17 protein-coding genes are annotated in these 18,891 nt (G+C 28.9%); all 17 read right to left on the minus strand.

Translation table 11 applies throughout. The annotated features are described in order from the left end of the window. Positions 1-133: 133 nt before the first annotated feature. The 17 genes from Q4Q40_RS20870 to Q4Q40_RS20950 all read right to left on the minus strand — a co-directional run bounded on the left by Q4Q40_RS20870 (position 134) and on the right by Q4Q40_RS20950 (position 18,884). The gene (locus Q4Q40_RS20870) at positions 134-1,012 is read right to left on the minus strand and encodes a glycosyltransferase family 2 protein (RefSeq protein ID WP_303303976.1); all 879 of its coding nucleotides are present in this window, start codon (positions 1,010-1,012) and stop codon (positions 134-136) included. Further along, positions 1,012-2,166, minus strand: a complete 1,155-nt coding sequence (locus Q4Q40_RS20875) for a glycosyltransferase (protein WP_303303977.1) — start codon at positions 2,164-2,166, stop codon at positions 1,012-1,014. The genes Q4Q40_RS20870 and Q4Q40_RS20875 overlap by 1 nt, the downstream gene beginning before the upstream one ends. Positions 2,167-2,187: 21 nt before the next feature. Further along, positions 2,188-3,354: a glycosyltransferase family 4 protein gene (locus Q4Q40_RS20880; RefSeq protein WP_303303978.1), complete on the minus strand. Its 1,167-nt coding sequence runs from the start codon at positions 3,352-3,354 to the stop codon at positions 2,188-2,190. Between the two features lie 4 nt (positions 3,355-3,358). Then, the gene (locus Q4Q40_RS20885; RefSeq protein WP_303303979.1) at positions 3,359-4,438 is read right to left on the minus strand and encodes an acyltransferase family protein; all 1,080 of its coding nucleotides are present in this window, start codon (positions 4,436-4,438) and stop codon (positions 3,359-3,361) included. 307 nt (positions 4,439-4,745) lie between these two features. Beyond that, positions 4,746-5,525, minus strand: coding sequence for a glycosyltransferase family 2 protein (locus Q4Q40_RS20890; protein WP_303303980.1), 780 nt, complete (start codon positions 5,523-5,525; stop codon positions 4,746-4,748). A gap of 14 nt (positions 5,526-5,539) precedes the next feature. Continuing rightward, entirely contained in the window at positions 5,540-6,385 is an 846-nt protein-coding gene (locus Q4Q40_RS20895) for a glycosyltransferase family 2 protein (RefSeq protein WP_303303982.1), read from the minus strand. Between the two features lies 1 nt (position 6,386). Continuing rightward, on the minus strand, positions 6,387-7,169 hold the full coding sequence (locus Q4Q40_RS20900) for a glycosyltransferase family 2 protein (RefSeq protein ID WP_303303983.1): 783 nt from the start codon (positions 7,167-7,169) through the stop codon (positions 6,387-6,389). A 27-nt stretch (positions 7,170-7,196) separates the two neighbouring features. Further along, entirely contained in the window at positions 7,197-8,735 is a 1,539-nt protein-coding gene (locus Q4Q40_RS20905; RefSeq protein WP_303303984.1) for a DapH/DapD/GlmU-related protein, read from the minus strand. Positions 8,736-8,789: 54 nt separating this feature from the next. Next, entirely contained in the window at positions 8,790-9,743 is a 954-nt protein-coding gene (locus Q4Q40_RS20910) for a glycosyltransferase family 2 protein (protein WP_303303985.1), read from the minus strand. Positions 9,744-9,765: 22 nt separating this feature from the next. Continuing rightward, positions 9,766-10,554, minus strand: a complete 789-nt coding sequence (locus Q4Q40_RS20915; RefSeq protein WP_303303986.1) for a glycosyltransferase family 2 protein — start codon at positions 10,552-10,554, stop codon at positions 9,766-9,768. 144 nt (positions 10,555-10,698) lie between these two features. Then, a complete protein-coding gene (locus Q4Q40_RS20920; RefSeq protein WP_303303988.1) occupies positions 10,699-11,859 on the minus strand; it encodes a glycosyltransferase in 1,161 nt (386 codons plus the stop codon). Beyond that, positions 11,835-12,734 (minus strand): NAD-dependent epimerase/dehydratase family protein, encoded by a 900-nt coding sequence (locus tag Q4Q40_RS20925; protein ID WP_303303989.1) that lies wholly within the window; start codon positions 12,732-12,734, stop codon positions 11,835-11,837. The genes Q4Q40_RS20920 and Q4Q40_RS20925 overlap by 25 nt, the downstream gene beginning before the upstream one ends. Then, positions 12,731-13,600 (minus strand): class I SAM-dependent methyltransferase, encoded by an 870-nt coding sequence (locus Q4Q40_RS20930; protein WP_303303990.1) that lies wholly within the window; start codon positions 13,598-13,600, stop codon positions 12,731-12,733. Before Q4Q40_RS20930 ends, Q4Q40_RS20925 begins: the two co-directional genes overlap by 4 nt. Next, positions 13,590-14,240, minus strand: a complete 651-nt coding sequence (locus Q4Q40_RS20935) for an acyltransferase (RefSeq protein WP_303303991.1) — start codon at positions 14,238-14,240, stop codon at positions 13,590-13,592. Before Q4Q40_RS20935 ends, Q4Q40_RS20930 begins: the two co-directional genes overlap by 11 nt. Beyond that, a complete protein-coding gene (locus tag Q4Q40_RS20940; RefSeq protein ID WP_303303993.1) occupies positions 14,240-15,505 on the minus strand; it encodes an ABC transporter ATP-binding protein in 1,266 nt (421 codons plus the stop codon). The genes Q4Q40_RS20935 and Q4Q40_RS20940 overlap by 1 nt, the downstream gene beginning before the upstream one ends. Further along, complete coding sequence (locus tag Q4Q40_RS20945) at positions 15,505-16,377, minus strand: ABC transporter permease (protein WP_303303994.1); 873 nt, start codon at positions 16,375-16,377, stop codon at positions 15,505-15,507. Before Q4Q40_RS20945 ends, Q4Q40_RS20940 begins: the two co-directional genes overlap by 1 nt. Positions 16,378-16,424: 47 nt before the next feature. Beyond that, entirely contained in the window at positions 16,425-18,884 is a 2,460-nt protein-coding gene (locus Q4Q40_RS20950; RefSeq protein WP_303303995.1) for an exopolysaccharide transport family protein, read from the minus strand. Positions 18,885-18,891: the final 7 nt, after the last annotated feature.

Genomic DNA, 18,891 nt, shown 5'->3' on the forward strand with positions numbered 1-18,891 from the left:
AGGATGTTTTTAAAAAATTGATTATACAGTGAAAACAATTTAATATTATTTAATTTACATAATGTTTTAAGATCTTAGAAACATATATATTATTCTCATTTATACATCATTAAAATAGTATAACAAGGGCTATTTAATATTTTAAATCTCTTAATGTTAATCTATGCTGTAGTGTGCTTTTTTTAATAGGGCGCCTATATTTTAGAATGTTAAATATTTGAAAAAGTGTCGAGAAACATACCTTAAAAAATAGCTTAAAATATTTAAAATCTGATAAAGCATACTTTCCAAAATTATGAACCAGCAGCTTTACTATTTTTATTATAGGATTAGGATAGTAGACCAAATAACATCGTATTGAATTTCTAAGTTGCTGCTCAAATCTAAAATAGTTTCTACCTTTTAACTTTCTTTTTTCAATATCTATCCTATGATTTACAACAATATTATGACAAAATAGAATTTGATAATTTAAGTTTAAGACCTCTAAAGCCAAAGCAGGCTCTTCTCCATAAATATTTATCCAAACTGGAAAACCATTTGTAATATTATAAACAGACTTTCTTATAGCAAATCCACAGCCAATAAAATCATTTGTAAAATAGGATTCGTTTAGTTTAGCATATTGTAATGCAACACCATCTGTTTTAAACAAACCTCTAACTTCCTGAAATGCTATAATACCAAGCCTTTCGTTATTACCGAACTCTTTTTCAACGTTATTAATAAAGCCTTCACTTATTGGGTGTGCATCATCGTCTAAACCTATAAAAACGGCTCCTTTAGCTTTTTTATAAAGGACACTTCTAGAAGGCGATGCGCTTAGAGGTTTTTTAGAAATAGTCCAATTTACCCAATCAAACTGATGGACGATAGCCTCTGTAGTTTTACAATCATCAATAAAAACTAAAACCTCATGCAAAGACAAGTCAATCAGGCTTTTTAGTTTATTTAATGTAAAACTTAAATCATCTGGTCTGTTTTTTGTAACAATGAGAAAAGACAGCTTCATTAATTTATTTTTGTTTTTGCAATGTTTTCGTAAATGTTTACTATTTGAGGTTGTAATATTCCTCTGTTGTAATGTTTATTTATAAATTTCACATTAAAATCTTGCGCCTTTTTTCTTAATTCCAGATCGTTTAAAGCTAATTTTATTAATCTGGATATTTCGTTTATATCTAAAGGATCATTTATTAATAACCCGTTTTGATGATGTGTTATTATTTCTTCTGAAACACCTCCTGGGTTAGATTGAATAGGAAAGCTCCCCATAGCCATAGCCTCTAATAGAGCATTAGGCATACCATCTGAAATACTATTAGCTATATGGATACAACTTTTCCCCATATACTCTAAAATTAATTGATTGTCAATAAATTGACTTCTTTCATGTACAGTAATATTTAATACTTTTAACTTAGTCGAGTTGTTAATAAAGTTTAAAACTGATTCGTCTGCACTATAAATAACAATTTGCTTATTATTTAGAATAGTATCCTGAAGTAATTCTATAGCCTGTAAAACCTTAACGGCTTGCCCAACACCATCATCATAACCTTTTATGAGTATACAGTTACGCTTATTAATGTCTTTTATTTTAGAGTCGTTAATTTTTAAACCGCCGTTGCCAGGATAAACTCCTAAAAACGTTGAATTAAATCCATTATTTTTTGAAATGTTATAATCACGTTTACAATCTGTTATTAGATAGTTTGTTCTTTTAAAAAATTGCTGAACTTGTTTTTTTATTACCCCCATCTCTTCAAAATAAAACATATCACTACCCCAAGATGAATATATTAAAGGTATTGTATTCCGTTCCATAACATCCAATATAGGCAATCCTGATAATTTCATTTCAAAGCAATGTACTATATCAGGTTTTATATCTCCTACTGTCTTTTCAAAAACTTGAGACGTGTCTCTTTCGTTAATTTTCTGAAAAAAAGCATATAATTTAGGTGCATGTTTTTTTATAGAAGATCTAAATATATAATCTTGTTTTAGCTTCCATCCTTTTATTTGAGTCACCCAATTAATACGTTCTACTTCTGGCCCGCCATCTGTAATATCAAACCAATAGACATCATGTCCTGATTCTTTCAATTGGTTCACCCATTGAAAAAAATGATGATTTGGTATGGCAACCATGAGTATCTTCATATTTAATTATTAAATAGATTTTTATAGTGAAGCATTACGAACTGCATCTAAATAATTTTTACCAATCGTTTTTCTTGAATATTTATTTTTATAAACAGTCCTCAATTCATGTCTAATATTTGCTAGTATTTTTTCATTTAAATTTTCTATCTCAAAAATAGTGTTTACTAAAGATGCTCCTTCTTCAATGTTAAACCAAAATTGGTTATCTGTCTTATCTAAACGATCCATCATGGCACCAACTTGAGTGGATATTATAATTTTACCAGCTGCCATGGCTTCTATACCAACCAAAGGACCAGCTTCTTCAAACGACGGAATGATTAAAACATCTATTCTATTAAAAAAATCGATTATTTGCTCACTGGATAATTCACCTAAACAATCTATAAACTTATTGTTTTTAGTTAATCTGATCACCTCATTTTGTAGTGGTCCACTACCTGCTACTATTAATTTTTTATTGAGATTCTCAAAAGTTTTGAGCAATTCAACAATGCCTTTTTCTTTAGAAAATCTGCCTAAATAACCATAAATTAATCCATTAGTGACCTCATTAATTTTAATATTAATTAAGTCTTCTTCTAGTAAAGTAGTTTGGTCTATAATTTTTATGTTTTTTTTAGAAACACCAATCAATTTTTCATAATTAGAATTTGAATGCACTAAAATAGCATTGGCATTTTTCAATAACTTAACTATTGCCTTTGGTATAATTGTTATTGTACCTGTTGTTCTGACTATAAGTGGTCTATTTAGTTCTTGACATAAAACTATAACTTCTTCCAACCATTTGGTTGTAAGTTCACAACTAAATATAATTGTATCATACCTAGCTATTTCTTTCTTTAGAGTACTAAAATACCTTTCATCAAACGAAAAACACTTACTATTTAATTTATTTCCTATAAATCTATAGGCAGGCTCTTTTCGCCTGTAAATTAGTTTACATGCTATACTTGTAAGCTGTATGAATATATTAGAGTTAAATATTTTTTTATCGATTGTACTCCACCTATTAACATTATCTCCTAATAAAGCAACAGATTTTTTTGTCATTGGTATGGTAGAAAGAAGATCTACTCGAAAATCTTTAGTTAAAGCATCTACAATGTTTTTCGCCTCAATTTCTCTTCCTCCAAAATCACTAATGGGACCTACAATAAGTATTTTCTTTTTTAAATTCATCTATCTAATCAACCTTAATATTCAGGAATTTTAAATTTAAAATCTTCTTGTTTTTATATTCCAATGCTTTTTTCTCAATAAGATGCCAAGATAAATAACCAAATGTTACCGATACTAAAATGGAATATATTATTAACTCATAAAGATCAAAATTAAAAAAATACATGAGTGTTTGTTGAATAGGGAAGCTATAAATGTAAATACCGTAAGACAAATCTCCTATTTTTTGAAAATTCTTTAAAACTGGAATTGGCATATACCCAATTAGCAAAATAACAATTGGAAATATTATATGCTTAAAATTATTATAATAATTAAAATAAATTAACACGAATACAACCAAACATGAAATAAAAATACTGGAGGTGAAAAACAGAGTTCCTTTACTTATTACCTTATCAAAACCTAAGCTAGCCAAAAGACTTCCTGAAATAAAAAAAGCACTAAAATTCAAAATATGATAGCCTTGCATTCCAAAAACGAAAGCACCCGAAAACCGATCTAAAAATAGTGTATAAGTAAAAAACAATATGATAAACGACATGAAAAGCATCATTTTTACAATTAATTTATTTTTTCTAAAAAAGAATAAAATTGCAAGCAAGACATATAATGAAAACTCATAACGAAGCGTCCATAATGAACCATTTATTGAATGATATGGATTGTGGTCGAAAATACCTTTTATAGATGACTGAAAGTTATACAAACTCATATTATTAGGTATATAAGTATAAAACTCCGCATTACTAAAAAGCGGAATACTTTGTTCGTATATAAAAGGAACTAATAAAACAGACAATAAAAGCACTACGAATAAGCCTGGAAAAAGTCTTAAAAAACGTTTCTTAAAATAGATTTTTAGATTAGTACTCCTTTGAAGACTTTGAAAGATAAAAAAGCCACTAATAACAAAAAAACCATTTAAGCCTATGCTTGCCAAGACTATTTGTCCGTTGGTAACTTTATAAATCCATTGAGCACTTTCACTACTGCCTGATAATGGGTACGAATGAGATATAACCACGAATATGGCAAAGAGAAACCTTAAAAAATCAAAATTATTATTCTTATACGTTTTCAATAATTATTATATCAAGTAACTTTAGGTCTGTATTATGAAATAAAGAATTTCTTGAAACCAACTATCCTCGGGGCAGAGTCATAGAGGTATTTTGCTGGTTTCATACCCAATCAAGTTGAGCACAGGTTTTGACCTAAAAGGTCAAAAACCAAAATTCTGTATTTAGATTCCCGTTTTATTCATTCTTTAATATTTTATAATAATGAATTCATGAATCTTTCGATTTCACGGGAATGACAATTTCAACGAAAACCCTGCCTTTGCCGGCAGGCAGGCTCGAGGCAGAGCCTAGGGGAATTCTTTTCGATTAAAACTTATCTGGCTTTTTAGAAATAAATTTAATTAGATAAGCATATCGCGATATGGCATACCATAAATCAATAAAAAAATACTTTATCAGGTTAAACACAGACATTAAAAAACCCTTAGACGCCTGTAAAAAACTTATATCCTTATGCCAAATTTGGTAGTTCCCCAACACATCATTTTTAAACCTAAAAAAAAGCTGTTTTCTGGTTCTTTTGATTTCATAACTAAATATAGATTCTACAAAATCAATGTCATACCCTTCTTTTAAAACACGTTTAGTCCATTCTTTATCTTCAAATGTAGGAACATCTACTTTAAACGGATGCTTCTCCCAAACTCTTTTACTAAATGCAGATCCAGAAAAAATTAATCCAGATTTATTAGGGTCTACAGTTGCAGAAACTTTATTAATAAAATTTCTATAATCATTGGCTCCATGTAAGCATCGTAAACCAGCTAAATTAGGGTTTTCTTCAAATTTCTTTTTTATTAGTTTAAAAAAGTCATGACTTACAGGAAAAGAGTGTGCACTAAAAATAACAACTACTTCATTTTTAGCTTCTTTAGCACATATGTTAGCACTGCCCCCAAAACTATAATTTTTAATAGTTACAAATCTGGCTCCGAACTTTTTTGCTACTTCATTACTATTATCTGTAGACAAATTATCTAAAACAATGATTTCCTCAATATCAGCAAGATACCTTTCTGTTAAATTTTTCAACAAAAAAGTTAAAGCTTCAGATTGATTTTTATTTCTAATTACAACGGAAATCATTAATCGTATTTTAATTAACTATAAAGCTTTTTTACTAGCTTAAAGGGTTTGGTTATTATTTTGGCTATTTTATATTCTATAGAATTTTTAATTTTAATTTCACTGCTCCTGTATGTCCTTAATTGATGAAATAAAACAGTCATGCAGTTATCAAAATCTTTAATGTAAATATCACTATGTTTTTTAAAAACATATTCTTTAGTAGTTTCAAAATGATTATTAATAGTATCTACTAACATTGATTTTTTCGATTTTCGATAATAAAACAAAAACTCTTCTATTACTTTATATTTCCAACCTTGTTTTGTAATTGCAAGCCAAAATTCCCAGTCTTCAAAACCTGTTTTCATTTGCTCATCATAACCACCAACTTCAACCCAGCATCTTTTTCGGTATAAAGACGTTGCAACTAACTGATTTACATAAAGTAAATAATGATATGTATCTCCTTTCGGCTTTAATTCATTAACAATATTTGAAGTGTTTTCAATAAAAAATTTGCTATAACAAGATACGATTGCCAAAGATTTATCTTCTATTAGTTCGGAAATTAATGTTGCTAAAAATGATTTCCCTATGATATCGTCTGCATCTAACGGTAAAATATATTCACCTTTGCTTATTTTAATACCAGCGTTTCGAGCACTTGAAAGTCCCCCATTTTCCTTATATAAATATCTAAATCTATTATCTTTTTCGCACCATTCCCTAGCGATTTCTCCAGTGTTATCTGGACTTCCATCATTAACGATAATACATTCCCAATTTGAATAGGTTTGTTTTAAAACGGAGGATAAAGCTTCTTCTAAAAAATGTGCTTGGTTATAGCAGGGCACAATGATTGAAATGTTTACATCCATTTTAAATCTTATTTAAGAATCCTAGTTTAACAAGAAGGTTTATAATCCTAGATTGTCTTAAACCTGAAATTATCCCCCGATACTTAATAACATCTTCAAGGTCTTGCACAAAGACAGCATATTCAGAATTTAAAACGCCTTGCCTTTCGTTTACTATAACGTTTTTATTATTCGAATTTGAACTCATCCCATCTAAATAGAATGTTGACAATGGTGCATTAATCTTTTGATAGCTTATATTGTTTTTACAAATACTGTCCATAAAAAATTTCCAATCTGATACAATTTTTAAACTCTCATCATATAACCCTACTTTATCAAATACTTCCTTTTTTATAAATGTAGCTGGATGTGGCAAGGTATCTTTTACAAAATAAGAGAAAGATAATACTTCTGGATATTCTTTTATAAAATTATCTTTTTCGCCAATAACCTGAAGGTTAAAATATATAATATCACTTTTCCCTAAACAATCTATATTTTTTTCTAATACTTTATTGTTATAAAAATGATCTCCGCTATTCAAAAAAACCAAATAGTCTCCTGTTGCTTTTTTTATACCTTTGTTCATAGCCTGATACACACCATTATCTGGTTCGCTTACCCAATAGCTTACTCTATTGTCTAAACTTTCTAAGTAAGCTCTCGTTCCATCATTTGAACCGCCATCGATAATAATATGTTCGTAACCTTTCCATGTTTGAGAACACACGCTATCAAAAGTTTTTTTTAACCCTTCTAGATTATTATAAGTAATAGTAATTATGGATATTTTTGATCTCAAAATTATATTTCAAAATAATTATAATTCTTAATTAAGCTCTTTTTCTTCAACGATTTTAATGAATTCTTCAATTTCAAAAAAGTTTTTTTCAATTAAATATAAATTTTCATCATTAAAATTCCACCATTTTATTTCTAATAGTTTAGTTATAATAGCATCTTCAAATCTATACTTAATAACCTTAACAGGGTTGCCTACCGCAATAGCATAAGGAGGGATATCTTTTGAAACAACTGCCCCTGCCCCTATAATTGCGCCATCTCCAATTGTAATACCGTCTAAAACCGTGACGTTCATTCCTATAAAAACATCATTACCAATAGTAATTGGTAAAAATTCCTTGATTTTATCATCTTTACTCAATGTCATTCCATTTTGATTTGCTACAGAATAAAACATGGGGTGCGTAGAAACACTATTTGTTGGATGAACACCACGACCAGCCATAAAATTAGTTCCTATAGAACAAAACTTACCAATAACAGTATTATTTATTATTGATTTTTCAGATATGTAAGTATAATTACCAATTATAGTATCTGATAATCTTGAAGGTGGATATATTTTTGTTGATTTCCCTAAATAACTTCTAACGTTTAAGATTTGATGGTTTAATCGTATTACTTTTTTTAAGTTCGGAAATATTGAAAAAACAAAACTTCTTATTTTCTCTTTTATTACTTTTTTAAAATTTTGCTTTATTGTTTTTTCTCTTAATGCCTTATAAAAATTCCTGATGATGTTTTCAGCATCTCTATTCTCTAATATTTCAATGCGCTCTACGTTAATATTGTTTTCTAAAACACTATTCTTAAATTCAGTATGAACTCCATTATGAACCCCAGAATTATCAAAACCTATATTTTCAACTAGAGATTTTTTAGGATACAGAGTAAAGCCATTTTGTAACAATACTGATGCGTGCCATTTAATAAACCACGTATTAAGTTTTCCTGAAATATTATGAGCTAGCTGACTGCTTAAATAATCATATCCAAATTTATCTAAAGAGGTATATGATTTTTTGTTTTTAAGTACATTTAACAAATCTAAGGGGTCGCTATTAAAATGCTTCCAAGCGGAGCTCCATGTTGCCCATCCCCAACAAAGGGGTACGTTAAAAAAGAAGGTTTCTGGCAATTCTTGCTCATGCGGGTACATGTAAGCAGAAACATGCATAACTTCGTTATTATTCTCATAAAAAGTTAAAGCATCATTCATATACTTTAGAAAGCCTGAAGACGTCTCTAAATCGTCCTCTAATACAATTATACGTCCATGTTTTTCAACAACTTCAGTTACACCAGTAATAATTGAATTAGCTAATCCTTTGTTTTTTTCGTTAGCTCTTACATGTACTTTTTTAAATCGATCTTCTTTATTTATAATTTCAAGAACTTTATGTACTTGACCTAAATTATCAACATCTGTTTTTGATTTTGGACCATCACAAAATATATACAATTCGCTTTCTAAAGCTTCTGGATTCATTGCTAATGCATCCAGTGTTTTTTGAGTGTGGATTGGGCGATTATAAGCAAATAAAACTATAGGTGCTAATTCCATATTATATAAAAATAATGTATTCCTGTTGATTTTTATTTACAAGCATTGACCAAATTATTTTTGTTTGTATAAAAATGGAAAAAGTTTTTGTCTAAGCCTAATTATAGGAAAGTATTTTACACTTAATATTGAAAACAAGCTTTTTGGGTTATTTATAAATATAAATGCCCAATAACCTATGTAACTATGTAACCTCTGTTTTTGTTTATATTTTAAAAGCCATAATACATTCAACAATTTATCTATACTTTGTAATGGTACTTTCTTTTTATTCCCCCAGAAAAACAACGATTCATACATATTTACCCTATACTTTTCGTATAAATTTTCTTGGTTAAAAACATTTGCTTCATGAACACCTCTAATGGCCACAGGCTCATTAATTATACCCGATTCTAGCTCGCATTTTAAAGCCATTTTAAAAATGAGTTCTGTGTCTTCAGATATCAACATAGACTCTGTAAAATAGCCTATTGTATCAAAAACTGATTTCTTTACAGTTAATCCGTCTATTGAAAAATGACCGTTTGTACCAAATAATAAAGCGTCAAAAAGTGCTTCTGGTTTAATTCTTTTATTAACAGTGGTCAACTTTAGCTTCTCTTTTTCTAACTTAGTAGTGTTTCTATAAAAATGAGCTCCAATAGCATTGTAAACACCATCTGTTTTATTGTTATTGATAAATACCTTTTTATCGTTTACAAATCTATTTGGTAAGTAAAAATCATCTGCATCTAGGAAAGCAATATAATTACTGGTAGCTTTTTTAATTCCTAAATTTCTACTAGAAGAACGCCCTTGATTAGAATTGTTTTTATGATAGTAAACTTTAATTAACGAGTTTAATTCTTGTAATTTTTTAAGAATATCTTGAGTTTTATCTGTACTGCCGTCGTTAACTACAATTATTTCGGATACTTCGGGTTGTTCAATAGCCGAATTGATCGCTTTTTCTATAAAGTTTTCCGCATTATAAACTGGAATAATTACTGATACTGAAAATTGCATAGTTTAGGCTAAGTTTGAATATTTAAAACTTATTTATCAATCCTAATTTGATTAATATTTGCATTTTTTTTGATTTCCTTAAGTTTCTCAAAATCCGTTCTAATTTAAATTTATACTTTAAATCATTCATCTGAATTGAAAACTCGGTATTCAAAACCGATGTCCTTTCAGCTTTCACTATTTCAAAATTTTCTTCTAAAGAGCTTAATCCTCCTCTATAAAAATTTGAAAATACATCATCTATATATTTATAAGTAGCATTAAATTTACATAATGCTAAAATGAGAAATTTCCAATCTGATACAATTTTCAAACGCTCATCGTAATACCCTATTTTTTCAAACAAACTTTTTTTTATAAAGGTTGATTGATGTGGCGGTAAATCTTCATGAAGGAAAGCAAATGTAAGTACTTCAGGGCATTTTTTTACGCGTGTTTCATTTAATCCAACATCATTAATATTAAAATAAACTATATCATACTCATTCAAATGAATTTTCACTCTAGTAAGCGCTTGAGAGTCTGTGAGATCATCCCCACTATTTAAAAAAAACAGATAGTCACCTTTAGCTACTTTAATACCTTTATTCATAGCATGATAAATCCCCTTATCTGGTTCGCTAATCCAATAACTAAAACTGGCTTTATTGGCCTCTATTAATTCTTTACTACCATCTATGGAATTCCCATCAATTATAATATGCTCAAAATTAATAAAATCTTGATTTTGAACGCTTTTAATTGTGGTTTCAAGACCATCTACATTATTATAATTGACAGTAATTATTGAAATTAAAAGATTATTTAGCATGTTTGGTTAATATTTATACTTTAGGCTAATCTTAATTTTTATTTTTTTCATTAAACTTTTTGTTGAAAAACACTTTTTCTGTTACCTTTTATAAAAAACATCTTTAAAATAATAATATCGTTTTAATAGATATTCAAAATTATTTTACAACTTAGTAACTAATGCAATTAAATCCACAAACTTAAGAGCAAATTTATTGATATCATTTTTATAATTTGAATCAATTGTTTTGGGTTTTTCTTTAAAATACTTTTCAATAATTTTTGCTAAATCATTTTCATCATAGGGATCAAAAAAGTGTACATTTTCCTTAATTTGCTCTTTATGAACATTTAAATTAGAAAGTATTATAAACTTGCTAAGCGCTTTTGCATCTTCTACGACAGTACTCCACCCTTCAAATAAAGAGGGTTGTATAACAGCTATTGAATTACTTAATAAACATAATTGCTCCGCTCTTTCTAAAAAGCCTAGAAATTTAATATTATCGTTTAATTTATTCTCAGTAATATAAGCTTTTAATAAACTAAAATTCTCTAAATTCCTATAATCGCTCTCTTTCCCAGAAAACGCCACTACTAAATCTACTCCTTTTTGTTTTAATAAATTAACCGCTTTCAAAATAACCATATGATTTTTATGAGCCCAAAACTGATTCGGCGCAAAAAAATAATCATTTGGTAGTTGATGTTTTTTTAATAAATCTTCAATTTTTTCATTAGAAAAATCAGGGTGCGTTACTGCAAACTGAAGCACAAACTTTTCTGCTTTTGATTTAGGATATAATCTTTCAAAATCGTTTTGAGCATCGAAACTACTGAAGACAGCTATATCACTTTTTACAAGAACATTTTGTTGATGTTTTTTTCTTTCATTTATTTCTTCTTGGGAAAAAAATTGAGGCAAGTGATCTTCTTGAAAATCTGGGATCCAATTTACCTTTTTTAGATTATTAGAGAATGTTTCTATTTGTCGTGGATATAAGAAATCTATCTTTGGTAGTTTTGGTTTTTTTTTAATGAGCTTTTTATTTAAAATAATTCTAGATATTTTATTTATACCTCTCTCAAAAATATTATAATAAGTTTTAAAAGATCCGACACTGTACTTTAAGTAAGGATACTGTGTTTCGTTTTTTAATTTATCAAAGCTCTCCTTTGAATTGGTTAAAACAATAATCTTTGGCTTAAGAGTATCCTCTAACGTATTTAGTGCATGAATTATGTTTAAAATATAATAAGCCCCAGCAACCCAATTTTCATTATAAAAATAAAATAAACCTACGCGTTTTCTTCTTTTAGCCATTTTATATAATATTCTATTCCTTCTTTTAAACTAACTTTTTGAGTATAATTTAATGCTTTCAATACATTTATATCTGCAGACCAATTTATTGGATCTCCTTGTCGTTCTTCTCCTCCAAAAGCTATGGTAACATTTAATTCCTCAAATGTGTCAAAAAACAACTGAGCAATATCTTTAATCCTAACCTCTTTTCCATTAGCAACATTTATTATATCACTTTTAAAAGCACCATTATTTATAACACATTCAATAGCATTTATTATATCTGATACATGAATAAAATCTCTTGATTCATTACCTGTACCATACAAAACAATATTCGAATTCCTTTTTCCCTTTTGGTATAAATCCCAAAATAATTGTTTTTTTAAACCTTCTCCATAAGCCGAAAAAACACGTAGGGAACAGCATTTAATCTTATATTGCTTATAAAATAATTCACAAACATCTTCAGCCATTTTTTTATGTACTCCATAAGGTGATATGGGGTTTGTAATTTGGTTTTCGTTAATAGGTAATTGTTCTGGATTACCATAAACAGCAGCACTAGATAAGTTTATATATTTACAATGTGTATTATAACGACGTATAGCATCTAGTTGTTTGTGCACATTGAATGTGTTCAATGTAAAATCTCTTTGAGGTTTCACTAAAGAATCTGATACACTACTAGCTCCAGAACAGTTTATGCAAACATCAAACTGTTGCTGTTGAAAAATATCACTATAATCAGCATTAGTCGCATCAACTATAAAATAGTTCTCATTTACATAATCGGCAACCACATCGCACTCCCAAATCTTATAAAATTTTGAAAAATGTTTCACAGCATGTGAACCAATAAATCCTTTTGATCCTATTATAAGTATCTTCATTTTTTTATAGCTATATAAGAGTACATTCTACCAGGAATAAAAGCTTCATTTAGAGGTTCATATTTACTTAAAAAACAATATAAATTCCAAACAAACCAACTATTACCAATTTTACCAATCTTTTTTACCAATCTCTTCTTTTGGTTTAACTTGTTTGTTTCTTTCAAACTATTTACCTCGTTATTTGTACTTGGAAAATAATTTATTATGCTATCATAATATCGCAATTCATTTAAAATTTCTGCTCCAGCATTCGTTATTGCATCCTTATATTCTTGAGCAGTAAAAGCATTTTCTCCGCCATAAAATTTATGCAAAGGGTGAGCTTTCAAAAACCATTCTTTATCTGTTTCATTATAGATTACATGATCTCTAATTGTTAATAGTAATCCATTTGGTTTTAAAACCCTAACACACTCTTTTAAAAACTTTTCTAAATTATTAGCATGGTGCATAGCCTGCCTTACGTAAACAATATCAAAAGAATTATTCTTAAAATTAATATCTTCGGCATAGGCCTCATATACATCTAAATTATCTAGAGCATAAAAAGTTTTAAGTTTTTTAATGGCACCCGCACCTATAGTAAAACTTGGGTCAGGCTCTACAGCTGTTACATGATACTTTTGTAATGCAAAATTGACTGAGCTTATGCCATTGCCGCAACCAATATCTAAAATAGATGATGCTTTTGGTGCAGAAGATCTAATAATTTTTAAAGTTTCTTTAAACTCTTCACTATTACCAAAACGATTTACATTGAGTTCAAGGTCTTCATCAAAATAAGCTTTCTCAACTAACTCCTTAAAAGCGTCCTCTTTTCTTATCTTTTTTATAGTATCCTCCCAAGTCATACTATCTTTCATTTTCGGGAATTTCTCGAATAACTTGTGCTGGATTTCCTGCCACAATTGTCCATTTAGGAACATCCTTAGTTACAACACTTCTAGAACCTATAACTGCTCCTTCACCAATTCTGACTCCTTTTAAAATGACTACTTCAAAACCAATCCAAACCTTATCTTCAACAACTATTGGTAAACTCTTAACATTACTCCATTTCTTATAATGACCTACTCTATTTTCATCTAGACCTTTTTTCCATTCTATAACATCGTCTTTTCTCTCATTCCAAATTAGAGAATGACCATCATTGTCCATAAAAGTACATCCCCATGAAATTAAAACATCATTTCCTATTGATATATTATTAATTGAAACAAACTTTCCTCCCCCTCCAATAAATGTTCTGTCACCAATACTTATAACTCCTTTTTCATTTTCAAAAAAGAAACTACCGCTTATAACACTTTCCGTTCCTATGGTTAAGAATTGCTTATTGTCTATTCTTTTTCTTATTTCAACATGAACATTTTTAGTATCCGAATTATTTCCTATATGAATTAATCCTGTTTCTCTAAACAAATCTAACTTCTCTTTAACAATAGGCTTTTTTTTATTAAAAGAAAAAGCAATTTTTTTTATTGTTTTTTTGATCAATCTCATTATATCTTGTTCCATTTACAATCTAAAACTACACAACCATAATCTAAACCCGCATATTTATATAGTTCTGAACCTGTCTCTTCTATATTAAAACTAACCACACTTTCTAAATTACTTATAAGTTCCTGATTAGGAATGTGAAATACAGCATGAATTCTATAATCGTTTGGAGTAAGTGTTTTATATGGTAACTCGATATTAAAACTATGCAGCCCTACAGAATTAATATAATCCTTTAAGTTTATCTCAGATGTGAAAATAGGTCTTTCAAATTGATCAATAACTCTAACACTTAAAACTGAAACTGGTAGATGTTTTTCTGAAACTCTAATTTTAATTTTTAAGTAAATTTTATGATTGAATGCAAATACACTACATAATTTATTTTCGCTATCTAAAATAGAAACACCTAAAATATCAGAGCTTTTTTCAGAGGTCTCATGAGAATAATGCTCTCCACTACTAGTAATCTCATTTTTTAAATAAAAATCAACAGCTTCATCTGCTGTCCCTTTAAATTTCACTTTTCCATGCTCTAGTACTATAGCTTTCGTACATAATGTTTTTATCGCTGCCATGTTATGACTAACAAATAAAACGGTTCTACCATTAGTTCCACTTATTTCTTGCATTTTGCCAATAGCTTTGTTTTGAAACTCAGCATCACCTACAGCCAAAACCTCATCTATAACTAAAATATCTGGATCTAAATGCGCAGCCACAGCAAATGCTAAACGCACCGTCATCCCTGAAGAATAGCGCTTTACTGGAGTATCAATATAACGTCTACAACCTGAGAATTCTATAATTTCGTCCAGTTTATATTGTATCTCTTTTTTAGTCATTCCTAAAATAGCACCATTTAGAAATATATTTTCTTTTCCTGTCATCTCAGGATGAAACCCAGTACCTACTTCTAATAATGAAGCTATTCTTCCTTTAGTCTTAATTTCTCCTGTAGTAGGCGTTGTTACTTTTGATAGTATTTTTAAAAGTGTTGATTTTCCAGCTCCATTTTTTCCGATTACTCCTAAAACCTCACCTTGTTCTACATCAAAGCTTATATCTTGTAAAGCCCAAACATAATCTGAATACCCATTAGTACTACGATCATTACTATCTCCAACCTTTAAATACGGATCTTCTTTTCCTCTAATTTTATACCACCATCTATTTAAGTCATGACCAATGGTACCCGTACCAACCACACCTAAACGGTATTGCTTAGAGATGTTTTCTGTTTTTAGTATTATTTCTTTCCCCATTAGATCGTATCTATAAAACTTTTTTCCGTTTTGTTAAATATAACAAGTCCTAATAAAAACAAAATGACACTTATTATAATAGCATAAATCATTTTTAACAAAGAATAATCCCCAACACCCATAGTCATATATCTAAATGCTTCTATTATTACAGTCATTGGATTGTATTCTACAGCCCATGATAGATCTGGAAGTTTCTGCTTAAAATACGATAAAGGGTACATAACCGCAGAACCATACATTAATAATTGTACTCCAAAAGCAACTAAAACTTTTAAATCTCTGTATTTAGTTGTCATCGAAGAAATAATCATACCTAAACCTAACCCTAAAAGCCCCATTAAAATCACTAAAATTGGTAAAAAGATAATCGCTTTTGTTGGAGCCACATTTGACCCTTGATCTGAAAAAAAAGCATAATAAATATAAAAACCAACAAAGACTAACAATTGTATTCCGAACTTAAATAAATTGGTAATAACTGTAGACAATGGTACAATGACTCTTGGAAAATATACCTTCCCAAATATGCCTTGATTTTGTGCAAATGTATCGCTTGTACCTGTTAAACACTCTTTAAAATAATTCCAAGATGTAATACCAGCAAGATTAAATAAAAATGAGGGCACCCCATCTCCCGTTGGTATACTAGCCATATTATTGAATATTAAAGTAAAAATAACAGAAGTAAAGAGCGGTTGTATAAAATACCACAACGGTCCTAAAACTGTTTGCTTATATACAGTAATAACATTACGCTTTACAAATAAAAAAAGTAAATCGCGATAATTCCAAACCTCTTTAAGGTTAAAATTAATTAATTTTTGATTTGCAGAAATGGTATAAAGCCAATTTTCGTTTTTAGTACTCAATAGTCTATATCGTTTATTTATTTTATTTCTATATTTTTTTAGTCTCTCTATTTAAAAAAAGATTTAATCTTAGATATATATGATTTTTTAATTGGGTTATCATCATTATAACCATTAGCATAATTACCGTAGCCATAACCGTAGCCATAGCCGTAACCGTAACCATAGCCATATTTACCTTTTTGATTATAACCGTTATATACAAAACTTAAATTTTGTATTTCCCCTTTGTTATATTTAGAGTTTATAAGATTTATCATTCCTTTTTTTGTATAATCCTGTCTTACTACATAAATGGAAGCATCTACATATTCTAAAAGCTCAAAAGCATCAGCCACAAGACCAATAGGTGGTGTGTCTAAAATAATATAATCATAAGATTCTTTTAACTTTTCAATCAAAACATCCATTTTTTCTCCTATCAGTAACTCTGAAGGATTTGGAGGTATAGGTCCAGAGGTAATAACATCTAGATTAGGTACTTTTGTCTGTTGCAAAACTTCATTGATGTCTTTTTGTCCAATTAAATAATTAACAACACCTATATCATTTTTAATATCAAAATCTCCAAATATTTTAGGCTTTCTTAAATCCAAACCAACTAAAACTGTCTTTTTTTCACTCATAGCAAAAACAGTAGCGATATTAATAGAACAAAAAGTTTTTCCTTCACCACTAACAGAAGATGTTACCATAACTGTTTTAGCACCTTCTAGATTATGTTTTTTATAGAAATATTGTAAACTAGAGCGTATGGATCGGAAAGCCTCTGCTATTGTGGATTTTGGTTTTAAATGAACAACCAGATTATTAGATAAATCGTTTTTCCCAACCACACCAAGTAATGGAATACTTGATATCTTTTCCAGCACTTGAGGATTATGTAACTTATTATCAAAAAAAGTTAATAAAAAAGCAAGTAATAATGGTGGCAACAAACCACCGATTATAGCGAATAAATACCGTGAACTTAACTTCAAATCTATAGGTGTTGCACCTGTATCTTTTGCTGGGTCAATTATTAAAATATCAGATACACTTGCAGATTTTATAATATCTGCTTCACCTCTTTTTGCTAAAAAAACATTATAAGTTTGTTCACTAAGTTTAAATTGGCGTTGTATATCAAATAGTTTTTGTTGAGCCTTTGGTAATTTTCTTATTTTAGCATCTTCAATAGCTATTTTTGTATTGGCAAACTGCAATTCTCTTTTTAATTCATTACTGGCAGAACTAATGTTTTCTAAAAGCACTTTTTTTAAGCCTTCTATTTCTCTATTTAAGTCTGCAAAAATAGTAGCGCCTTCTCTAACAGTAGAACCATATTTAGATTTTTGTACTGATAAATCATTTATTTTTCCAACGTTTGCAAGTATATTAGAATCTTCTATTCCTGCAACAGATGGCGCAGGGACTTCAGTAAATGTATTACTGTTTTCTAGGTATGTTTTTAAACTGGCATAATAAGCTAGCTTTTTATTCATACCATCCTTTTCAACTTCTAATGATGAAAGTTTACTATTTATAGAAACACTTTCTTCATCAATATTAAATATCTTATTTTTTTGTCTGTAGTTGTTTAAAGAATCTGAATTTAAAGTAAGCTGAGATTTTACCCTATCTAATTGTTCATCGATAAATTTAATTGTATTTGTAACAAATTGATTCTTTCTGTTTAATTGATCTTCACTTAAAACTTTAACCGTTTCATTTAAATAATCTACAATCTTAGGCTTGTTAACATCTACCATACTTAAATTTAAAATGGCAGAATTTCTTGGGTTATTTATAGATAGTTTATATCTATATTTAACAACAACAGCATCAAAATCACTAAATTTAATAAAATATTCTTCGTTTGGTGTAACTGTTCTTCCCTCTGCCAAATATAGTATGCCATTTACATAAGGAAGACTTATAGTATCTCCTAAGCTATATTGTTTTTTAAATTCTCCAAGAGGGGTATCTATATTCGCTATTTCTTTATTAGTAAAATTTTGGGTTCTCCCTAAATTAGATTCAAAATTAATAGAAAGCTCATAATTACCATTCTCAAGAAAGGTAACTTTAATAGGCACGTCTAATAACTGACTTGTATTAGGTGTTAAATTAATTCTAAACGGAGCATCTGTATAAATATCATCTTTTCTAAATCTTGACTGCTTTAAATAGGTTATATAAAACCCAATATTATCTACTACTTTCTCATGAATGGACCGTGATTTTAACGAGGTAACCATCGTCTGAACCTTACCAGAAACCCCACCCCAATTAAAGGTTAAACTTGTCGTTGAAGTAAATAACGGATTAGATTCCTCTTCTACAGAAATCTGCGTGCTTAATCTATAAGATTGCTGAGTTCTAATGTTTTGTTGATAAACAATAAAAACACCTATACCAATAAACAAAACAAATAATTTCCAATAACTTAAAACTCTAATAAAAAAAGCTTTAATATCAAATGATGGTTGCGGTTGTGATTCTGTAACATCGAATTCTTCTTCCATAGTATAA

The organism is Flavivirga jejuensis, assembly GCF_030540765.1.
GTDB classification, from domain to species: domain Bacteria; phylum Bacteroidota; class Bacteroidia; order Flavobacteriales; family Flavobacteriaceae; genus Flavivirga; species Flavivirga jejuensis.